Source organism: Pseudomonas sp. efr-133-TYG-103a (assembly GCF_030209235.1).
GTDB lineage: Bacteria > Pseudomonadota > Gammaproteobacteria > Pseudomonadales > Pseudomonadaceae > Aquipseudomonas.
This window is the reverse complement of the sequence record NZ_JARVSK010000025.1, coordinates 139,225-158,207: the sequence shown is the minus strand read 5'-3', so window position 1 is coordinate 158,207 and position 18,983 is coordinate 139,225. Positions and strand designations below refer to the sequence as shown.

Below are 18,983 nucleotides of genomic sequence, written 5' to 3'. Positions count from 1 at the left end.
TTCAGGCGTCCAGCGCCTTGAGCAGGGTTTTGCCGACATTGAGGATCTCTGCGGTCATGTCCTCGTCCTTGACTGCGCGGGCCAGGCCGATGGCGCCGACCAAGGTGCACATCGCCATCACCGCCTGCGCGCGCTTTTTGGCCGACTGCTTTGCGCTGCTCAGGCTGGCCAGCGTCGCGAATTCTTTTTCAAGCCCCTGAGCGTACATCTCGCGGACCGGATCGCTGCTGCGGGCGACATCATTGACCAGCGCGGCGAACGCACAGCCCGATCCCGGATCGTTCAGGTGTCGTTCGCTCAGGTAACGCTCCACCAGATCGCTCATCGTCAGCGTGGAATCCGGTTCGGTGTATTTTTCCAGAGCACTGGCCCGCTTATCGAAGGCGCATTCCAGGGCCTCTTCAACGAGTTTCTCCCGGGATTCGAAGTGTTTGTAGAATCCGCCGCCCGTTCGACCCGCTTCCTTCATGAGGTCGGCCACCCCGATGCCGTTCAGCCCGACTTCGCGAAAGCGTGCGGCGGCAAGGTCGACGATGTGTTCATGAATGGCAGCCTTCTCGGCCTGTGAGCGCGACATGGGAACCTCCGCTGACAACGTTCTGAGCGATATGGCGATCGATCATACGCCAAATGTGGCACGTCCATGCGGTGGATTGGAGGGCGTACGACATCCTGTTCCGGCGCCTCATCCGCTCGCGCAGTAATCAGCTAAGCTGCACTGGCTGTCTACCTTCAGGGAGCTTCGATGGATCACCTGTGGTTCGCCTATCCACTGATCAGCGCCTCGCTGTTGCTGATCATCGACCTGCTGCTCTGGCAATGGCTTCATCCCCGATATCTGCGGCGCAAGCTCGTGTGCCGGCTGGTGCTGTTCGTCCTCTTCAGCATGGCCCTGCTCGACGGCGGCCTGAGCCCGCTTTATCAGGTGCCGATGGACTGGTCGGTGCCGCGCCATGTGTTGGGTACGCTGCTGACCATTGCCTGGTGGCTGTTCGGCGCACGCACGCTGACCGTGCTGGCAGTGGTGGTGATGGAGCCGCGCATCGGTGGCAAAGGCCATCTGCTACAGGACGTGATGGGCGCGATCATCTTCCTGGTGGCCGCGGTCGCTGCGGCGGGGTATGTGCTGGATCTGCCGGTCAAGGGCTTGCTGGCGACGTCCGGCGCAGTGGCGATCATCTTCGGTCTGGCGGTGCAAAGCACCTTGGGTGACGTGTTCTCCGGCATTGTGCTCAACGCCACCAAACCGTTCCGTGTCGATGACTGGATTCGCGTCGACGATATCGAAGGCAAGGTGATCGAAATCGACTGGCGCTCCACCCATCTGCTGACGTCCGAAGGCAGCATGGCGGTCATCCCCAACTCCATGGCGGCCAAGACCCGCATCGTCAATTTCAGCCGCCCGGATCATTTTCATTCGGTCACGCTGTCCATTGAGCTGTCGACCCGTCTGCGCCCCAGCCTGGTGCTGGATTCGCTGGACAAGGCGCTGCAGGGCTGTCGCGAGCTGCTGGCCCAGCCCAAGCCCTCGGCGATCGTGGTCAAGTCCGGCATGCGCACGGTCGAGTACGAGGTCACCGGCTACGTCAAATCCCGTGACCGACGCTCGGCGGTGCGCAATCAATTGTTCGATCTGATCCACCGGCAACTGGCGTCCACCGAAACCCGGCAGGAACAGTTGCGCCCTGCTTCCCGGCAGTCTCAGGTGCTCAACACCGTCGGCGCCTTGCGCATGCTCAGCGACGCGGATCGCGCTCAGCTTGAGCAACACATGCGTCTAGCCGCTTATACCGCCAAGGAAATCGTGCTGGCCGAAGGCGTGGTCCCCGATGCGCTGTTCATCATTGAATCAGGCGTGGTGTCGGTTTCCCTGCTGCGGCCCGAGGGTTGGCTGGAACTGGGACGGATGGGGCCCGGCGAGCTGCTCGGAGAGGGCGGTTTCGTGGACGCCTCGCCGACACAGGCGCGCTTCTGCGCTTACACCGATTGCATGATTTACCGGATCGAAAAGGCCGACCTGGAGCCTTGGCTGGCCGAACATGGGGAATTGCTCGGCGCGTTGGCGGGGCTCGCGAAATTCCGCGCCAAGGCCCGTGCGTCGATGCTCGAAACCAAGCCGGCGGTGGCCGATCCGAGCGGATTCCTCAGTTGGTTGCGCAAAAGCGTCAAGCGCCTGGAAATCACTCGCGGCCCGCGCCCGCCCGACAGAATGAGTTGAGATGTCCGACACCCTTCGTGACAGATTCGTCGCCCCGGATCGTTCTGGCCCGACCGCACGCAGCGGCACCGACCTCTGGATTCGACGCAACGAGTGCTCTACATTGCCTGTTCATTTAAACGCCAGCCGAGTTGCCCACATGCCCGCATCCCCTCCGACCCTGCATCCTCAAGTCCTGCGCGCTGGCGACGCGGTAGCGCTGGTGTCGCCGGCAGGGCCGGTGGCCGAGGCAAGGGTTCAGGCGGCTGTGCGCGAGCTGACGGCGTGGGGGTTGCGCCCTCGGGTTTACCCGCACGCACTGGACAGCACGGGATTTCTCGCAGGCAGCGATGCCGACCGGGTGGCGGATCTGAACGATGCGCTCGCCGATCCGGACATTCGCGCCGTGTTGTGTAACCGGGGCGGCTATGGCGTGCAGCGCATTCTCGAGCACGTCGATTACGATGCCGTGCGCCGCGACCCGAAACTGGTGGCGGGCTTTTCCGACATCACGGCGTTGCACGGCGCACTCTGGAACCGGACCGGCCTTGTCACCGTTCACGGCCCTGTAGCCGCGCAACTGGAGCGAGGCGGCGTTTTCGCCAGCACTCTCAAGCAAGCGCTGATGACCACTCATCCCTCGGTGATCACGGCCGACGCTGACGAGCCCACCTTCAGCGTGCGCACCCGTGGCGTTACCGAAGGCATTCTGCTGGGCGGCAACCTGAGCATGCTCTGCACCTGCGTCGGCACGCCGTTCATGCCCGATCTGCGCGATGCGATCCTGCTCATCGAAGATGTCGGCGAACTGGCATATCGGGTCGATCGGTTGCTGACACAGTTGCGCAACTGCGGAATCCTCCAGCAGGTGCGCGGTATTGCAGTCGGCCAGTTCAGCGAGCCCGGCCACGGCAATAATCCGGTGCGGCCTCCAGATGTACTCAGTGAGCGGCTGGGCGACCTGGGGATCGTGCTGTTGGGCGGACTTTCCATCGGTCACGGCGATCGCAATCTGGCCGTGGCACTAGGCACTCACGCGGTGCTGAATGCCGACGAAGGCACGCTGACCGTTTCAGCGGCGGCGCGCTGACCGACGCGGATCGAGCGATCAGGCGGCCTCACCGTCGAGCCTGAACGGCGCACGAACTGTCACCGCAGGCCGGTTTCGCTCCTTCCTGGCGCGTTACTGATTGACGCAACAAGCCGCTGATACCGGGTTGTCGTGCTTACTGCGCTTTGCTGCCTGCTCTGGATACGCCGGTCACCATTCTGGAAGCGACGCTGGCGTAGCTATTTGCCATTATTCCGACGTCAAAGACTTGTTTTGCAGCTGACCCGTTGCGAATCTGCACGAAAATTGAATGGCCGTGCTGAGCTGGCCTCATTGTGTGCGCCTTCAGCCGTCGAGCGGGGATTGAGCGATATGATTTCGGCCGTGAAAACGCGTTTTGCCAATCTGGGTATGGCCAAGAAGCTGGGCATCGGGTTCGTGCTGGTTCTGCTGCTGACCGCCCTTGTCGCCGCCATCGGCGTCTGGTCGTTGCGCTCGATCAGCGTGCATTTCGACAGCCTCAAGGACATGACCGCGCTCAACACCGGGCTCAACCGGGTTCGCCTGCTGGAGCAGGATTACGCCCTGCACAGCGATCCGAAGGTCGTCGATCAGTTGCACGCGGGGCTCGATGGTCTGAATGCTCAGGCCGAGCAGCTCAAAGCCAGCTCTGCCGTGAATCAGCAGGTCATGGGCGAGGTCCAGCAGGCGCTCGCGGCGTATCGCAAATCCTTCGATGAATTCGTCAGCATCAGTCAGAGCAAGGATCTGGCGCTGGAAATGGCCAGTTGGTCGGTGTCCAGCGTCGCCAACAATCTTGACGTCCTGCAGGCCGGGCTCGCGGATGACGGAGCCTACGGCCTGAAAGATTCGCAAGGCCAGCAGGGCGGGGAATTCATCGAACAATCGAATCAGGTCAGCCAGATTTCCAAATTGATGATGCAGGCCATGGACGAAGCCCGCGTGCGGCTGGACAAGAGCCGCAAGACCGGTTCCGGTGAAGAAGCCAAGACAGGCCAGATCGAGCAGGCGGTCCAGGCCCAGGAGCTCGCCGAACAGCTCAAAGGCGTGATCAAGGACGCCGGCTACTTGACCGTGCTGACCGAAGTGGGCGGGCATATCACCAACTTCAGCGACAAGCTCAACGAGTACACCGGGCTGCTGGACAGTGAAGCCAAGGTTTCTGCGCAACTGGCGACCAACGCCAAAACCGTCGTGCAGCAGGTCAATCAGGCTTACGACGCGGAAGATCAGTCGATGCTGGCGGAGCTTCAGGCCAACTCGCTGAAAATCATCGGCTCTTCGGTCCTTGCATTGTTCGTCGGTCTGATCGCCTCGTTTGTCATCACCCGCCTCATCGTCGCCCCGCTGCGCAGTGTGATCGCCATCGCTCAGCGGATCGCTTCGGGTGATCTGAGCGGCACGGTCCAGGTCACGCGCAAAGACGAAATCGGCCAGCTGATGCAGGCCATGCAGCAGATGGGCGCCGGCCTGAGCGGCATCGTCAGCGGCCTGCAGGCGGGGATCGAACAACTGGCGACGTCGGCGCACTCGTTGTCAGCCGTGACCGAGCAGACCAATTTGGAAGTCAGCACCCAGAAAGAGGAAACCGAGCAGGTGGCCACGGCCATGAATCAGATGACCGCCACCGTTCACGACGTGGCCCGTAATGCTGAGGAAGCGGCGCTGGCAGCACAGACCGCTGACACCAAGGTCGACAGCGGCCAGGCGGTGGTGCGCCAGAGCATGCAGCGCATTGAGCAGCTGGCGTCTTCGGCGAACTCGGCCAGTCACAGCATCGAAAACCTCAGCGCCGAGATCCAGAACATCGGCAAAGTGCTGAGTGTGATCAAAAGCGTCGCGGAGCAAACCAACCTGCTGGCCCTCAACGCGGCCATCGAAGCCGCGCGGGCAGGCGAGCAGGGCAGAGGCTTCGCGGTGGTCGCCGATGAAGTGCGGGCGCTGGCCCGGCGCACTCAGCAATCGACCGAAGAGATCGAGCGGTTGGTGACCAGCCTGCAATCCGGGGCGCAAGCCTCGGTGGCGCAGATCCAGAACAGCGGCGAGTTGGTGAAGCTGGCCGTGAGTGATGCGCTACAGACCGAGAGCGCCCTGGGCAGCATTGCGGCAGCGGTATCGATGATCCAGCAGATGAATCAACAGATCGCCGCCGCCGCCGAAGAGCAAAGCTCAGTGGCCGAAGAGATCAACCGCAGCGTCACCAGCATCCGCGCCAGCGCCGATCAATCGGCCCTGGCCATGCAAGGCAACGCCGCATCCAGCATCCAGCTCGCCTCACTGGGCATGGAATTGAAAGGCATGGTAGGGCATTTCAGGCTGTAACGCCCCGCCTGAGCGCGGCATGTCACGCCTGCTGCGCAGGCCAGTAACCGGCAGCAAGTCCGGTGAATGCGGTGTATCAGGCAAACCGCGGTGATCGGTTTTACGACTGTTGCACAGCCGATCGTCCGAGTGCGGCCCAGAGCAAGCGCGCTCCCACAGGAATCTCCGGGCATTCCAGATTCTCCGCCCAGACACGAATCCTGTAGGGGCGCGCTTGCCCGCGAAGACTGAATTCCGGACGCTGCATCTGCGCCGGATGTACCGGCCTCTTCGTGAGCAAGCTCACTCCCACAGGAATCTCCGGGCATTCCGGATTCTCCTCCCAGACACAAATCCTGTAGGAGCGCGCTTGCACGCGAAGACTGAATTCCGGACGCTGCATCTGCGCCGGACGCACCGGCCTCTTCGTGAGCAAGCTCACTCCCACAGGAATCTCCGGGCATTCCCGATTCTCCTCCCAGACACGAATCCTGTAGGAACGCGCTTGCCCGCGAAGACTGAATTCCGGACGCTGCATCTGCACGGCATGCACCGACCTCTTCCCGGCTGAAGCCGGTCCTACAGACGCTGCAAGTTTTTCGTAGGACCGGCTTCAGCCGGGAAGGCGTCGGGTATTACGCCGTTGATCGAAAGGGCGTTAAAGACAGTTGGCTCACTCCCACCGGGTCCAAGCATGGCCGCCTCTGCCGCAGGCGCAGGAGCGCGCTTGTCTCTGGGCCGCACTCGGACGATCTGCCGGGACCCGGCAGCCAGACCTGCAGACGCGGTATCTGCCCTCACTTGCGATAATTCAGAATCAGCAACGTCAGAACCCCTGCCACGATCCCCCAGAACGCCGAGCCGATGGAAAACAGCGTCAGCCCCGACGCGGTGACCATGAAGGTGATCAATGCGGCTTCGCGTTCTTTCGGCTCGTTCATTGCCACCGTCAGGCCGTTGATGATCGAACCGAACAGTGCGAGCGCGGCGATCGACAGCACCAATTCCTTGGGAAACGCCGCAAACAGCGCCGCCAGCGTGGCCCCGAACACGCCGGCGACGGCGTAGAAAATTCCGCACCAGATGGCCGCCGTGTAGCGTTTGCTGCGATCTTCGTGAGCGTGCGGGCCGGTGCAGATCGCGGCGCTGATGGCGGCCAGCGTGATGCCGTGAGCGCCGAATGGGGCAGTGAGGATCGAAATCAACCCGGTTGCACTGATCAGCGGAGAGGCGGGGACGTGGTAATCGTCTGCGCGCAACACCGCGATGCCGGGCATGTTCTGTGAGGTCATGGCCACCACGAAGAGCGGGATGCCGATGCTGATCGTAGCGCCCAGCGAAAACGAAGGCGTCGTCCAGACCGGCACCGCAACTTCCAGCGTGAACCCGCTGAAGTCAAGCATGCCGAGCATGGCCGACAGCGCCACGCCGACCAGCAAGGTGACCAGCACGGCGTAACGCGGCGAGAAGCGCTTGACGATGAGGTAGGTGAAAAACATCCCCAGCACCATGCCGGTGCGGTGCTGCGCGGCGATGAAAATCTCGCTGCCGATCTTGAACAGGATGCCGGCGAGCAAGGCCGCGGCCAGTGAAGTCGGCAGGCGTTTGACCAGTTTTTCGAAGGTGCCGGTCACGCCGCAGATGAACACCAGCAACGCGCTGGTGATAAAGGCGCCGATGGCCTCCGGATACGCCACATGGCCGAGGCTGGTGATCAGCAACGCCGCGCCTGGCGTCGACCACGCCACAGTTACCGGCGAGCGGTAGCGCAACGATAAAACGATGCTGCAGATCGCCATGCCGATGAACAGCGCCCAGATCCAGGAGGAAATCTGCGCCGGTGTCAGGGCGGCTGCCTGTCCGGCCTGAAAGATGAGCGCCAGAGAGCTGGTGACGCCCGTCATCATGGCGATGAATCCAGCGACGATGGCCGAAGGCGAAGAGTCGGCCAGTGGTCGCAGCGGCGTGTGTGTCGCGTCAGTCATTGGGTGTTCCTGCAAGCGGCGGTTGGATCAGAATGGCAAGCCTATACGCAGTTGTTACCGTTCGTTGCGATACAGCCATACGCGCAATAATCGGCACAGTTGCCAGGTGCTAGTGCGTCCACTGCACAGGCTAATCACCGGACCGCTGCGCGATGTGAATCCATTACTCGGGGCAGAGCGACGCGACGGTGATCATTTCACCGCATGCCCCAGTGCCTGATTGACCGCCAGCCAGCCGTCCACCGCCTCCCGGCCAGCTTCGGCAAAGACCTTCTGCAGCAACTTCACCTGTTCGCGCCGCAGCGATTCCTCGAACCTGGCGCCTTCGGCCGTCAGTTCCAGCAGCCGCTTACGCTTGTCGTCCTCGGGCGCGACGCTGAGCACCAGTTCCATCTCGATCAACTGCCGCAGCGGGGTATTCAACGCCTGTTTGCTCACGCCCAGTACACCGAGCAGTTCCTTGACGCTGAGGCCCGGATAGCGCGCGATGAAAAACACGATGCGCTGGTGCACCCGACTCAGGCCGCGCCGATCAAGCATCTCGTCGGCTTTGGCGGTGAACGCCTGATAACCGAAAAAAAACGCTTCCATGGCAATTTGCTGCGTTGCAGCATTTTTAAGGTCAAGCATATTGACGTATCCGTATGAGTCGTCGTAATTTCGGTCAACCAGTTTGACGTATTTCCGATTATGTCCGCCAGCGGTGATCACATGCCTTTTTCCGAACGCGTTACCCGACTGAAGAGTTCTCTGATTCGCGAAATCCTGGCCGCTGCCCAGCGTCCGGAAATGATGTCGTTCGCAGGCGGTCTGCCGGCTGAGACCATGCTGCCGCACAGCGAGTGGTCGGGCATGCCGCGCAGCATCGGCCAATACGGCATGAGCGAGGGCGAGCCGCAATTGCGTGAAGCGCTCGCCGCGCAGGCACGCGCGCTGGGCATCCCTTGTGAGGCCAGTCAGGTGATGATCGTCAGCGGGTCGCAGCAGACACTGGACCTGGCGGCGAAACTGTATATCGACAAGGGCACCGAGATTCTTCTGGAGGGCCCGACGTACCTTGCGGCGCTGCAGATTTTCCAGCTGTTTGGCGCCGATTGCCTCACCGTCCCGTTACTCACCGACGGCCCGGACCTGAAAATACTGCGTGAGCGCCTGACGCGTCACGCGCCTTCATTCGCCTACCTGATCCCGACCTTCCAGAACCCGTCTGCCGTGCGATACAGCGAGCAGGCACGGGACGCCGTCGCAGCACTGCTGGACGAGTTCGGCGTCACGTTGATCGAGGACGAACCCTATCGCGAGTTGAGTTTTGACGGCACCAGCGCGCGGCCTATCGTCAGTCGTCTGAAAAAGGCCAGCTGGATCTACACCGGAACCGTGTCCAAGACGCTGATGCCTGGCCTGCGCGTAGGGTTCCTCATCGCCACGCCCGATCTGTTTCCGCACCTGCTCAAACTCAAGCAGGCGGCCGATCTGCACACCAATCGCGTCGGTCAGTGGCAGGCGTTGCAATGGATCGGCAGCGAGCAGTACCAGCAGCACCTGCTGGAATTGCGCGGTTTCTACCGCACCCGTCGGGATCAGTTCGAGGCGGCGCTGCAGCGTCACTTCAGCGGCCTTGCCGAGTGGAACGCCCCGCAGGGCGGCTTGTTTTTCTGGCTGACCCTCAAACAGAAAATCGACACGCGCACCTTACTCGACAGCGCGCTGGCGCAGAACGTTGCGTTCATGCCCGGCGAGCCGTTTTTCACCGATCCGGACGCCAATCCCGGTTACCTGCGGCTGAACTTCAGCCACATCGATCCGCAACGGCTCGACGAAGGCCTGAGACGTCTGGCGGCGGTCATCACAGACGCGCAGGCCGCCCAGGCAGCCTGATACATTACGCACACGCAGCAGCGGGCACGTTTGCACGAACGAAGGGGAGAGCAACAGATGTACAAGGTTTACGGCGATTACAACTCGGGCAACTGCTACAAAATCAAATTGATGCTCAGCCTGTTGGGCGCGGCGTACGAGTGGGTGCCGATCGACATTCTCAAAGGCGAGACCGAGACCGAAGCGTTTCTGGCGAAAAACCCGAACGGCAAGATCCCGGTTCTGGAGCTGGAAGACGGGACGTGCCTGTGGGAATCCAACGCGATTCTGAACTTCCTCGCCGAAGGTACGCCGCTGCTGCTGACCGAGCCGCGTCTGCGCACGCAGATGCTGCAGTGGCAGTTTTTCGAGCAATACAGCCACGAGCCGACCATCGCCGTTGCCCGTTTCATCCAGTTTTACCTCGGCCTTCCCGAAGAGCGTCTGGAGGAATACCGCTCGCTGCACAAGCGCGGTTACAAAGCCCTGAAAGTGATGGAACAGCAACTGCAACGCACGCCCTTTCTGGTGGGCGAACATTTTTCCATCGCCGATATCGCGCTGTACGCCTACACCCACGTTGCTCATCAGGGGGGCTTTGACCTGACTCAATTCCCCGCCATCCAACACTGGCTCGAGCGTGTTCAGCAGCAGCCAGGCTACGTCGGCATGCTGGATTGAATGTCGGCGCAATTAAAAAGCCGGTCCTGGCAGCAGTGACCGGTTTTTTTGTGTCTGAGTACCGTGCAAGCAAAAAGGATCGTCCGGTATCGACCGGACGCCCAGTGAAGAAAAGGGAGATTGCAATGCGCTTCATGATGATAGCGGTGGGCACGTTCATGGCGCTGGGCATCGGCTGTTCTGCCCAGGCGCAGGATTGTGATTCGACTCAGGCGGCGATGAACCAGTGCGCGAGCAAGCAGTACGCAGCGCTGGATAGCGAGTTGAACGCTCAGTACAAGGCGCAGATGGCGTTTCTCACGAGCCCGGCGAAGAAGAAAGCTCTGCAGGATGCGCAGAAGAAATGGATCGCCTTTCGTGACGCCGATTGCGCGTACCAGGTGGGCAAACGTGAGGATGGCGGCAGCCTGTGGCCACTCGCGCAGGCGCAGTGCCTGACCGAACAGACCCGGACGCGCGTCGAGCAGTTGAAAGCTTATACGGCATGTCGGCAGGAAGGCTGCCCGAAATAAGCGTCGATGACGGCTGTCATGGCAGCGGCGTCGATCGACGGCCGCTACAGGGTTTCAGCCAGACGAGCCTTGTCAGACCGCCGCAAAGCGTGTGTCGAGGTAGTCGATGATCGCCTTGGATTCATACATCCAGACGGTCTGGCCGGCTTCTTCGATCCGCAGGCAAGGCACTTTGATCTTCCCGCCTTCTTTGAGCAAAGTCTGGCGGTCGAGCTCGTTGTTCTTCGCGTCGCGCAGCGCCACTGGCACGTTAAGGCGGCGCAGCGTGCGGCGGGTCTTCACGCAGAACGGGCAGGCGTGAAACTGATACAGCGTCAGGTCCTGTGCCGACGCGTCGACGGCCGCCTGCGCTTGCGGTGAACGCTTTTTCTTGCCTGGACGGGTCAGGAAATCCACCAGAATGACGACCTGGCCCAGGCCGACCCTCAATGCCTTCATCAACATGCTCAAACCTCGTTCGGCGGTCATCACCGCCAGACGGCCGCAACGTCGGCTGCGGCCTTTCAGAAAGCCCGAATCACTTGATCAGGCTGAGGAACTCAGTGCGGGTCGCCGCGTTTTCGCGGAACTCGCCCAGCATCACCGAGGTGATCATCGAGGAGTTCTGCTTCTCGACACCGCGCATCATCATGCACATGTGTTTGGCTTCGATCACGACCGCAACACCCAGAGCGCCAGTGACCTGCTGAATGGCTTCGGCGATCTGGCGGCTGAGGTTTTCCTGGATCTGCAAGCGGCGGGCATACATGTCGACGATGCGCGCCACTTTCGAAAGGCCCAGCACCTTGCCGCTCGGGATATAGGCCACGTGGGCCTTGCCGATGAAAGGCAGCAGGTGGTGTTCGCAGAGTGAGTACAGCTCGATGTCCTTGACCACCACCATCTCGCTGTTGTCGGAGCTGAACAGTGCGCCGTTGGTGACTTCTTCGAGGGTCTGCTGATAGCCGCGGCAGAGATACTGCATGGCTTTGGCCGCACGTTTCGGGGTATCGAGCAAGCCTTCGCGGGAAACGTCCTCGCCGAGTTGACCAAGGATCGCCGTGTAGTTCTGTTCCAGTGTCACAGGGGTGTGTTCCGTGTGGGTTCAAGAAAGGCAGGGGTGCTCGCCTGCAAAGGCGCACATAGTAGCGTAGCTGGGCGGGCAGGTGTATGGCGGGCGACCGACAAACCTGCGGCATCTCGACGCCGGGCTGCCTCGCAGGGACCTTTACCCAACCTTTACCCAGCCCATATGTCGAAATGTGTCGGCTCGTTGTCTGATTTAACGGGTGACAGATGCCCGGATGAAGAGAGTGAATATGATGTTTAGCCGAATCGCGAAAATCGCACTGGTGATCGCCCTGACGTCGTCGGTTTCGGGATGTTTCTTTGGCCCCGGCTGGGGACGCCATGGTGGTGGCTGGCATGACCATCGTTACTATGACGGCGGCCATTACGACGGCGGACGGGGCGGCTACGGCCCGGGTCCGGGTTATTACCGCCGCTGATCATCACAGACCGATCAGGTGTGGATGCCCTATGCCCTGATCTCAATCGAGCGCTGAACGCAGGCCGCGACTGGAGGGATTCCTCGTCGCGGCCTTTTTCATGGCATCGTTTCGTATCAACGGTGATACCGGCCGGGTACCAAATGACGACGCGGTTTGACGGGCTCGCGCTGTCAGACTGGGCAGGTGATAAATGCCTGCCGTTGAGAGAGTAACGAGAATGTTGAGTCGTATAGCGAAAGTCGCGATGGTCGTCGCGGTCATGTCAGCCATGTCCGGCTGCTGGCCTTTCTGGGGTCCGGGCGGAGGTGGTCATGGCGGTGGACACGGAGGCGGCGGTGGCGGTCATTACGAGGGTGGCGGCCCCGGCGGTGGCGGTGGTCCTGGCGGCGGTCCGGGTCCGCGCTGATAGCGGATCAGCTCACGTCCTGAGCGCTGCCTTCAACGGTGCTGCTCAGGATCGCTGGGCGGATGCATCCGGAACGGGGTTGATCAGGCTCCCGAACGGTCCGGTCAGGCGGAATAATTTTGCCGCCTGATCGCATTCGCAATTGATGCCCAGCAGTCCTGGGCCGCGCCACCAACAGTTACTCGTCACGCCCATCCATCATGGTGCGCTTGAGCATCACGTAGACCGCGCCCGCGCCGCCATGGCGGGGGATGCAAGAAGTGAAGCCCAGCACCTGTTGATGCTGGCGCAGCCAGGTGTTGACGTGGCTTTTGATCATCGGACGTTTGCCGTCCAGCCGGACCGCTTTGCCGTGGGTGATGCGCACACAGCGGATTTCCAGGCGGGTGGCCTCGGTCAGAAACTCCCACATCGTCTCGCGCGCCAGCTCCACACTCATGCCGTGCAAATCCAGGCTGCCCTCGAAGCTGATCTGACCCAGCTTGAGCTTGCGCATCTGGCCTTCCTGAACCCCGTCACGCGCCCAATACAGCGCGTCCTCGGGGCCTACGTCGATCACGAACTGGTCCGACAGACCGTCCACGGTAATCGTCGCATCGGAACGGACGGTCGCTGCCTGACGCAATCTGGCCAGATTCTTACGGTCTGTTTTGGGTTTGCCCACATCGGCGTGTTCAGTCTTGATGGGCTTTACGCCACGAATCTCGCTTCTGAACAGGGAAAAGTCGTCGTCTTGCATGTTGGTCTCCGCGAAGGACGCCAGTTTAACCAAGTCACGCCGCAATCGGCGCGACTAAAACGATCAAACGGCTGCGGATGCCGCAGGGCAGGGGTCAGTCGTGCTTCTTCATCAGGTGCGGGGACATGTTCAGCTCGCCTGCACGACGGCGGCGACGGCGACTGCGGCGCCAGAGCCAGACGCCGGCGTACAGCAGGAGCAGGCCGACGATGATCGTCACGACGGCGCCTGCCGGGCTGGCATTGAGCTCGCCGAGTGCAGCGGGGTGACCGATCAGGCTGGCCACGCCAGCCATGGCGAGCAGGATGCCCGCGGTGGCGAGAATTGCCGAGATTGCTGCGCCAAAGCGCATTCCCCAGTTGCTCTGGCCTTTCGGGCGCAGGCGACGGGCATCAAAACCATCGGATATCTTCATTCCGATTTCCTCTATGGGTATCGGCGCTCTGACCCGTCTGCGTAGGCGGGGTTCCCGCAGGGTCAGGATTCAAAGGTAAACACGACTGATTAATGGATAGGCGGTTATGTGAAAGGCATCACACAACCTGATGAGTGCATTTGTACGCTTTTTCTTCAGGAACTGCCGGAAAATGATGCGCCGGCCGGGCAATGGGCTGCGGATGGGTCGGATCAGTTCCTGAGGAAAGGTGTCGGGCTCAGATCAGGTTTTCAGTCTGCGTCAGCCTGGCGAAGTTGTCGTTCATGATTGCCATCTCCGCCTGCTGCACCAGCTCGGCCTTGATCACGCCGGTTGGCGTCGGCAGGTCGCGGGTCGCGCAGGCGTCTTCGACCAGCGTACAGCGGAAGCCGTAATCCTTGGCCGCTCGAACCGTGGTGCTGACGCTGGAGTGACTCATGAAGCCGCAGACCACCAGATCCAGACGACCGAGGTCTTCGAGCAGCTTGTGCAGGGTCTTGCCATCGTCAGTGGTCAAGGTGCCGTTCAGTGCATTGGGCAGGCGTTTCTCGATGATGAGGTCCCCGGCCTGCGGCTGCAGTTCGGACACGAACTTGCCGCGCTCGCCCTGCGGGTCGAACATGCCGCCGACCGTGCCCAGATGGCGGACGTGGATAATGGGCGACTTCGCAGCGCGGGCTGCGTCGACCAGTTTGACGATGTTATCGATGGCTTCCTGAACCCCGGTCAGGGCCAGCGGGCCGCTGAGGTATTCCCTCTGGGCATCGATGATGATCAGCGTGGCATTACTCAAAGTGGCCGCTGCGTATTCACGGCCACTGAGTTGAAACATGGTCTTGGGACCGTTGTTTGAAACAGACATCTGGGGCTCCTTCGAGTGGGGCTTTTGCCACATTGTCCACTGGCAGAGCGATTCTGTGAATCGTCATGCTTACAGACGTCGCTTTTTTCGCCGGGCTTAAAGCTGTCGAGCAGGTCGCGGTTACTGTCATATTGCCTGCAAATTGTACGAAAGGCTGTTGAAAATTTTCCGGGGTACGCCGGTGTCGGGTTCAGGCATCGTTTGTTGAAGGGATGGCTGCTAGAATCGCCCGTCGTTTTTTCAAGGAGTCTGCTGTGATCACTTCCCGCCTGCGCACCCTGCGCGATCATATCCGTTGGGCTGTCAGCCGTTTCCACGGGGAAGATCTGTTCTACGGCCATGGCACCGACAACGCCTGGGACGAAGCCCGCCAACTGGTTCTGGGGGCGCTGCACCTGCCTTGGGAAATCTCCGATAACTACCTCGATTGCAACCTCGAAGACGAAGAACTGGTGCAGGTGCAGCGCCTGATCAAACGCCGCATCGATGAGCGCGTGCCGACCGCCTACCTGTTGGGCGAAGCCTGGTTCTGCGGCATGTCGTTCATCGTCGACGAGCGCGTGCTGATCCCGCGCTCACCGATAGGCGAGCTGATCGAGCAGCGTTTCGAGCCGTGGCTGGCGAACGAGCCTGCGCGAATTCTCGACCTGTGCACCGGCTCCGGCTGCATCGGCATCGCCTGCGCGGACGTCTTCCCCGATGCCGAAGTGGCGTTGGCGGATCTGTCGTTCGAAGCGCTGGAAGTGGCGAACCAGAACATTGAGCGTCATGGTCTCGATGCGCGCGTCTACACCGTGCAGGGCGACGGCTTCGACGGTCTGCCAGGTCAGCGTTTCGATCTGATCGTGTCCAACCCGCCGTATGTGGATGCCGAGGATTTCGCCGACATGCCTGATGAGTATCAGCATGAGCCTGAGCTTGCGCTGGCCTGTGGCGATGACGGTCTGAATCTGGTGCGTCGGATGCTGGCGCAGGCGGCGGATCACTTGACCGAGAAGGGGCTGTTGATCGTCGAAGTCGGGAACAGTCAGGTTCACGTCGAAGCGCTGTACCCGGAAGTCGATTTCGCCTGGCTCGAGTTCCGCCGCGGTGGCCACGGCGTGTTCATGCTGACCGCCGGGCAGTGCCGCGAGCATCAGGCGCTGTTCGCTGCAAGGATTTGAGGCAGACCTGAACGTCTCGAGAGGGCTCGCTGGCGAATCGTGTATGTCAGGTCGTTGCCGACCTTGACGCCGCGTTCGCCAGCAACCTGACCCCATCGAAACGATGGGGGATCGGGCTTACCGGTGGGTGGCGATCCAGATCAGCAACCCGGCCTGAAACACGGCGAAAGTCACCAGACAGGCGATGGTGAAGCGCAGACCACTGTCATCCCGGCGGTATTTGCTGACCTTGTCTTCCGCTTTCTTGATCGTCACTTCCTGTTCCAGAATCTTCTGTTCGGCGGCCTGCAGCATCTGGGCAGCTTCGAGAATTTCCACGATCTGGATCTTGTCGGTGTTCCAGGTGTTGTTCAGATTGCCCACTTTGGCGTCTTTCACGCTGCCCTTGAGGTGCTGCGCGTCGGCGTAGGCGACGTCAAAGCCCTGGGTCTTGAGAAAGTGGTCCCGACGCAGGCGCGTGTCTTCGTTCAACGCATCTTTGTTGGCCAGCGCTGTGCCTTCGATCTTGTATTCGGACCAGCGCTTTTGCGCCCAGTGGATGCCTTGCGCCAGCATGAAGCGACCCAGGCCACGGTTCCACGGCTCGATCTGCAAGCCCGATTCAGGGCCGACACGAACGGTGCGGTTGCTGTGGTCTACCCAGACGTCCAGGTGATTCTGTTCTTTGCGGGTGTTCTGACCCGGCAACTGGTAATTCATGCGCAGCAGGCTGAAATCCTTGCTGTGCCGCTCGGCCTTGCCAAATTCGACGAAACGCAGCGGTCGTCCGCCGGTTGCGCGGTCGGTCGGCAGCGGGGCCAGACGCAGCATCGAGAAATGCTCGGCCTGCACCTCTTCCCACAAGACGGGGGAGGCTGCTTCAGCTTCTTTGGCGTCGGTCGGGGCGACCGGCTCGGCCACACTCATTGCTTCTGTCATCACGGCGATCCTGTTCTCGACATTGCTCGGCAAACACAATGCCAGCATCCCGATATCGGCCGTTTTCGACGAAGCTGAAGGGGAAAACCATGCAGAAACAGTTTGTTTTGCCCCGCAGCAGAGCCTTCGGGGCAGTTGGCTGCGGGGTAGGTCGCGTGCGGGTGCAGTTCAGGCGGCGGGCAGGGCGCCGATGAACGTGAGAATCCGGTCGGTGACTTCGCTGGCCAGTGGCAACTGCGGGTCCTTGTACGATGCCAACTGACGCTTCATGTCCATCGGCACGATGCGCAGCACGTGGTTCATGCCATCGATGATCGCCAGTTGCGAATCCGGTTTGGCCTGTTGAAGCAATTGCGCATCGCCGACGCCGACCTGCATGTCATTGCGTCCCTGAATGATCAGCGTAGGGATTTTCAGACGACCGAATGCGGCGGTCGGGTTCTGCCGGAACAGCGAAATCAGGTAGGGCTGGACGCTCGGCCGGAACACCACTTGCAGCGGGTCAGGCACGTTGTCGTCGGTCTTGCCAGCCTTGATCTCCTCGATCAATTGCTCGCTGCGTGCCAGCAGAGGCGGCGGCAGACGGTATTGCAATTGCTCGCGCACCACCTGATCGACCGGGCGGCCCGTCCCGGCAACGGAAATCAGCGCCACGGCGCCGGCGCGCTCGGCGGCCAGGGAGGCAACCAGCGCGCCTTCACTGTGGCCCATCAGAATCAACGGGCCCAGACGCGAGTCGGCCTTGAGTTTTGCGCTCCAGGCGACGGCGTCGTCGACATACTTTTCTATGCTCAGATCACGCTCGTCCGGGGTGGCTGGCCGGCTGGCCGCCACGCCACGCTTGTCATAACGCACGCTGGCGATGTTGTGCCTGGCCAGGATCAGCGCCAGGCGTTTCATGCTGTCATTGCGCCCGCCATCGGTATTGTTGCCGTCGCGGTCGGTGGGGCCGGAGCCTGCAATGATCAGCACCACAGGCACCGGGTTCGGCGATTTGGGCAGCAGCAGCGTGCCGAAAAGCTCGCCGGTTCCGGTGTCCAGACTGATCGGGCGTTGCAGCACCACGGGTGTTCCAGCGTGGGCGAGGGAGGACAGCAGGGTCAGGCTCAAGATGATTGCTCGCAGCGGCCAGAAGCCGCGAATCAGGGGTAAGGCACTCAGCATCTCAAGACCATCATCAATAAAGTGTCAATTGGACGCGGCCAATCGAAGAAGGTTCGAGGATGAACTACGCGCGCAGGCTGCGTATACTGGCGCGCTTGAGTTATCGACTGTTTTTCGGAGCCTCCCGCATGTCCGGCAATACCTACGGCAAGCTGTTCTCTGTTACCACCGCCGGCGAAAGCCATGGTCCGGCGCTGGTCGCTATCGTTGATGGCTGCCCGCCGGGCGTCGAGCTGTCGCTGGAAGACCTGCAACGGGACCTCGATCGTCGCAAGCCAGGCACCAGCCGCCACACCACGCAGCGCCAGGAGGCTGACGAGGTGGAAATTCTCTCCGGCGTCTTCGAAGGCAAGACCACCGGCGCTGCCATCGGCCTGCTGATCCGCAACACCGACCAGAAGTCCAAGGACTACTCGGCGATCAAGGATCTCTTCCGCCCGGCCCATGCCGACTACACCTATCACCATAAATATGGCATCCGCGATTACCGCGGCGGCGGGCGCAGCTCTGCGCGTGAAACGGCGATGCGCGTGGCGGCGGGCGCGATCGCCAAGAAATACCTGGCGACCCAGGGCATCACGGTGCGCGGCTACATGAGCCAGCTGGGCCCGATCGACATCCCCTTCAAGACGTGGGACTCGGTCGAGCAGAACGCGTTTTTCAGCCCTGATCCGGACAAAGTGCCTGAGCTCGAAGCCTATATGGATCAGCTGCGCCGCGACCAGGACTCGGTAGGCGCCAGGATCACGGTGGTCGCCGAAGGCGTCATGCCTGGCTTGGGCGAGCCCATTTTCGACCGTCTCGACGCCGAGCTGGCGCACGCACTGATGAGCATCAACGCGGTCAAGGGCATCGAGATCGGTGCCGGGTTTGCCAGCGTTGCCCAGCGCGGCACCGAACACCGCGACGAGCTTACCCCTGAGGGCTTCGTGTCCAACAACGCCGGCGGGATTCTCGGCGGGATTTCTTCCGGCCAGCCGATCGTCGCCCACCTGGCCCTGAAGCCGACCTCGAGCATCACCACGCCGGGCCGTTCGATCGATGTCGACGGCAATCCGGTCGAGGTGATCACCAAGGGCCGCCACGATCCTTGCGTCGGCATTCGCGCCACGCCCATTGCCGAGGCGATGATGGCCATCGTGCTCCTCGACCATCTGCTGCGTCATCGCGGGCAGAACAGCGATGTGCGGGTGAATACGCCGGTTCTGGGTCAGCTGTAAT

20 protein-coding genes and 1 pseudogene are annotated in these 18,983 nt (G+C 61.5%); 11 read left to right on the top strand and 10 right to left on the bottom strand.

The window, feature by feature from the left end; genetic code table 11:
- Position 1 precedes the first annotated feature (1 nt).
- Positions 2-577: a TetR/AcrR family transcriptional regulator gene (locus tag QRN36_RS20520; RefSeq protein WP_285425745.1), complete on the bottom strand. Its 576-nt coding sequence runs from the start codon at positions 575-577 to the stop codon at positions 2-4.
- A 168-nt stretch (positions 578-745) separates the two neighbouring features.
- Here QRN36_RS20520 and QRN36_RS20515 point away from each other — a divergent pair, with 168 nt between their 5' ends.
- The 4 genes and pseudogenes from QRN36_RS20515 (at position 746) to QRN36_RS27700 (ending at position 5,591) form a co-directional block, all read left to right on the top strand.
- Positions 746-2,218 (top strand): mechanosensitive ion channel domain-containing protein, encoded by a 1,473-nt coding sequence (locus QRN36_RS20515; protein WP_285425744.1) that lies wholly within the window; start codon positions 746-748, stop codon positions 2,216-2,218.
- A 139-nt stretch (positions 2,219-2,357) separates the two neighbouring features.
- A complete protein-coding gene (locus QRN36_RS20510; protein WP_285425743.1) occupies positions 2,358-3,287 on the top strand; it encodes an LD-carboxypeptidase in 930 nt (309 codons plus the stop codon).
- Between the two features lie 333 nt (positions 3,288-3,620).
- Positions 3,621-4,730, top strand: a pseudogene (locus QRN36_RS27705) (HAMP domain-containing protein); the annotation flags it as partial.
- Positions 4,710-5,591 (top strand): methyl-accepting chemotaxis protein, encoded by an 882-nt coding sequence (locus tag QRN36_RS27700; RefSeq protein WP_373568780.1) that lies wholly within the window; start codon positions 4,710-4,712, stop codon positions 5,589-5,591. The pseudogene QRN36_RS27705 and the gene QRN36_RS27700, both read left to right, overlap by 21 nt.
- 776 nt (positions 5,592-6,367) lie before the next feature.
- On the opposite strand, the gene QRN36_RS20500 is transcribed toward QRN36_RS27700, so the two are convergent.
- Both QRN36_RS20500 and QRN36_RS20495 read right to left on the bottom strand, forming a co-directional pair.
- Positions 6,368-7,555: a benzoate/H(+) symporter BenE family transporter gene (locus QRN36_RS20500; RefSeq protein ID WP_285425742.1), complete on the bottom strand. Its 1,188-nt coding sequence runs from the start codon at positions 7,553-7,555 to the stop codon at positions 6,368-6,370.
- A gap of 192 nt (positions 7,556-7,747) precedes the next feature.
- Positions 7,748-8,185 carry a MarR family transcriptional regulator gene (locus QRN36_RS20495; RefSeq protein WP_093467085.1) on the bottom strand — a complete coding sequence of 146 codons (438 nt, stop codon included), beginning with the start codon at positions 8,183-8,185 and terminating at the stop codon, positions 7,748-7,750.
- Positions 8,186-8,266: 81 nt separating this feature from the next.
- On the opposite strand from QRN36_RS20495, the gene QRN36_RS20490 reads away from it, so the two are divergent.
- The 3 genes from QRN36_RS20490 (at position 8,267) to QRN36_RS20480 (ending at position 10,605) form a co-directional block, all read left to right on the top strand.
- Entirely contained in the window at positions 8,267-9,433 is a 1,167-nt protein-coding gene (locus QRN36_RS20490; protein WP_285425741.1) for a PLP-dependent aminotransferase family protein, read from the top strand.
- 57 nt (positions 9,434-9,490) lie between these two features.
- A complete protein-coding gene (locus QRN36_RS20485) occupies positions 9,491-10,093 on the top strand; it encodes a glutathione S-transferase family protein (protein WP_285425740.1) in 603 nt (200 codons plus the stop codon).
- 125 nt (positions 10,094-10,218) lie between these two features.
- Positions 10,219-10,605: a lysozyme inhibitor LprI family protein gene (locus QRN36_RS20480; protein ID WP_285425812.1), complete on the top strand. Its 387-nt coding sequence runs from the start codon at positions 10,219-10,221 to the stop codon at positions 10,603-10,605.
- A 72-nt stretch (positions 10,606-10,677) separates the two neighbouring features.
- Here QRN36_RS20480 and QRN36_RS20475 read toward each other — a convergent pair whose 3' ends face one another.
- Positions 10,678-11,049 carry a glutathione S-transferase N-terminal domain-containing protein gene (locus QRN36_RS20475; RefSeq protein WP_285425739.1) on the bottom strand — a complete coding sequence of 124 codons (372 nt, stop codon included), beginning with the start codon at positions 11,047-11,049 and terminating at the stop codon, positions 10,678-10,680.
- A gap of 73 nt (positions 11,050-11,122) precedes the next feature.
- A complete protein-coding gene (gene folE / locus QRN36_RS20470; RefSeq protein ID WP_093467093.1) occupies positions 11,123-11,668 on the bottom strand; it encodes a GTP cyclohydrolase I FolE in 546 nt (181 codons plus the stop codon).
- Between the two features lie 235 nt (positions 11,669-11,903).
- On the opposite strand from folE, the gene QRN36_RS20465 reads away from it, so the two are divergent.
- Together QRN36_RS20465 and QRN36_RS20460 are read left to right on the top strand one after the other, a co-directional pair.
- Complete coding sequence (locus QRN36_RS20465; protein WP_306470498.1) at positions 11,904-12,092, top strand: hypothetical protein; 189 nt, start codon at positions 11,904-11,906, stop codon at positions 12,090-12,092.
- Between the two features lie 220 nt (positions 12,093-12,312).
- Positions 12,313-12,501, top strand: coding sequence for a hypothetical protein (locus QRN36_RS20460; RefSeq protein ID WP_285425738.1), 189 nt, complete (start codon positions 12,313-12,315; stop codon positions 12,499-12,501).
- A gap of 178 nt (positions 12,502-12,679) precedes the next feature.
- Here the strand turns inward: QRN36_RS20460 and QRN36_RS20455 are convergent, their stop codons facing one another.
- The 3 genes from QRN36_RS20455 to QRN36_RS20445 all read right to left on the bottom strand — a co-directional run bounded on the left by QRN36_RS20455 (position 12,680) and on the right by QRN36_RS20445 (position 14,517).
- Positions 12,680-13,240: a Smr/MutS family protein gene (locus QRN36_RS20455; RefSeq protein WP_285425737.1), complete on the bottom strand. Its 561-nt coding sequence runs from the start codon at positions 13,238-13,240 to the stop codon at positions 12,680-12,682.
- Positions 13,241-13,334: 94 nt separating this feature from the next.
- Entirely contained in the window at positions 13,335-13,655 is a 321-nt protein-coding gene (locus tag QRN36_RS20450) for a hypothetical protein (protein WP_285425736.1), read from the bottom strand.
- 238 nt (positions 13,656-13,893) lie between these two features.
- Positions 13,894-14,517, bottom strand: coding sequence for a cysteine hydrolase family protein (locus tag QRN36_RS20445; RefSeq protein ID WP_285425735.1), 624 nt, complete (start codon positions 14,515-14,517; stop codon positions 13,894-13,896).
- A gap of 254 nt (positions 14,518-14,771) precedes the next feature.
- On the opposite strand from QRN36_RS20445, the gene prmB reads away from it, so the two are divergent.
- The gene (gene prmB, locus QRN36_RS20440) at positions 14,772-15,680 is read left to right on the top strand and encodes a 50S ribosomal protein L3 N(5)-glutamine methyltransferase (RefSeq protein WP_285425734.1); all 909 of its coding nucleotides are present in this window, start codon (positions 14,772-14,774) and stop codon (positions 15,678-15,680) included.
- Between the two features lie 117 nt (positions 15,681-15,797).
- Here prmB and QRN36_RS20435 read toward each other — a convergent pair whose 3' ends face one another.
- Both QRN36_RS20435 and QRN36_RS20430 read right to left on the bottom strand, forming a co-directional pair.
- A complete protein-coding gene (locus QRN36_RS20435) occupies positions 15,798-16,598 on the bottom strand; it encodes a hypothetical protein (protein ID WP_285425733.1) in 801 nt (266 codons plus the stop codon).
- A 168-nt stretch (positions 16,599-16,766) separates the two neighbouring features.
- Positions 16,767-17,762, bottom strand: a complete 996-nt coding sequence (locus QRN36_RS20430; protein WP_285425732.1) for an alpha/beta hydrolase — start codon at positions 17,760-17,762, stop codon at positions 16,767-16,769.
- Between the two features lie 128 nt (positions 17,763-17,890).
- On the opposite strand from QRN36_RS20430, the gene aroC reads away from it, so the two are divergent.
- A complete protein-coding gene (gene aroC / locus QRN36_RS20425; protein WP_285425730.1) occupies positions 17,891-18,982 on the top strand; it encodes a chorismate synthase in 1,092 nt (363 codons plus the stop codon).
- Position 18,983: the final 1 nt, after the last annotated feature.

Coding starts and splice junctions, on each gene's coding strand:
- QRN36_RS20485 (WP_285425740.1), top strand. CDS start 9,491: ATGTACAAGGTTTACGGCGATTACAACTCGGGCAACTGCTACAAAATC.
- QRN36_RS20510 (WP_285425743.1), top strand. CDS start 2,358: ATGCCCGCATCCCCTCCGACCCTGCATCCTCAAGTCCTGCGCGCTGGC.
- QRN36_RS20465 (WP_306470498.1), top strand. CDS start 11,904: ATGATGTTTAGCCGAATCGCGAAAATCGCACTGGTGATCGCCCTGACG.
- QRN36_RS20490 (WP_285425741.1), top strand. CDS start 8,267: ATGCCTTTTTCCGAACGCGTTACCCGACTGAAGAGTTCTCTGATTCGC.
- aroC (WP_285425730.1), top strand. CDS start 17,891: ATGTCCGGCAATACCTACGGCAAGCTGTTCTCTGTTACCACCGCCGGC.
- QRN36_RS20495 (WP_093467085.1), bottom strand. CDS start 8,185: ATGCTTGACCTTAAAAATGCTGCAACGCAGCAAATTGCCATGGAAGCG.
- QRN36_RS20520 (WP_285425745.1), bottom strand. CDS start 577: ATGTCGCGCTCACAGGCCGAGAAGGCTGCCATTCATGAACACATCGTC.
- QRN36_RS20455 (WP_285425737.1), bottom strand. CDS start 13,240: ATGCAAGACGACGACTTTTCCCTGTTCAGAAGCGAGATTCGTGGCGTA.
- QRN36_RS20460 (WP_285425738.1), top strand. CDS start 12,313: ATGTTGAGTCGTATAGCGAAAGTCGCGATGGTCGTCGCGGTCATGTCA.
- QRN36_RS20430 (WP_285425732.1), bottom strand. CDS start 17,762: ATGCTGAGTGCCTTACCCCTGATTCGCGGCTTCTGGCCGCTGCGAGCA.
- QRN36_RS27700 (WP_373568780.1), top strand. CDS start 4,710: ATGCAGGCCATGCAGCAGATGGGCGCCGGCCTGAGCGGCATCGTCAGC.
- QRN36_RS20445 (WP_285425735.1), bottom strand. CDS start 14,517: ATGTCTGTTTCAAACAACGGTCCCAAGACCATGTTTCAACTCAGTGGC.
- QRN36_RS20475 (WP_285425739.1), bottom strand. CDS start 11,049: ATGTTGATGAAGGCATTGAGGGTCGGCCTGGGCCAGGTCGTCATTCTG.
- QRN36_RS20500 (WP_285425742.1), bottom strand. CDS start 7,555: ATGACTGACGCGACACACACGCCGCTGCGACCACTGGCCGACTCTTCG.
- QRN36_RS20515 (WP_285425744.1), top strand. CDS start 746: ATGGATCACCTGTGGTTCGCCTATCCACTGATCAGCGCCTCGCTGTTG.
- QRN36_RS20435 (WP_285425733.1), bottom strand. CDS start 16,598: ATGACAGAAGCAATGAGTGTGGCCGAGCCGGTCGCCCCGACCGACGCC.
- QRN36_RS20450 (WP_285425736.1), bottom strand. CDS start 13,655: ATGAAGATATCCGATGGTTTTGATGCCCGTCGCCTGCGCCCGAAAGGC.
- QRN36_RS20480 (WP_285425812.1), top strand. CDS start 10,219: ATGCGCTTCATGATGATAGCGGTGGGCACGTTCATGGCGCTGGGCATC.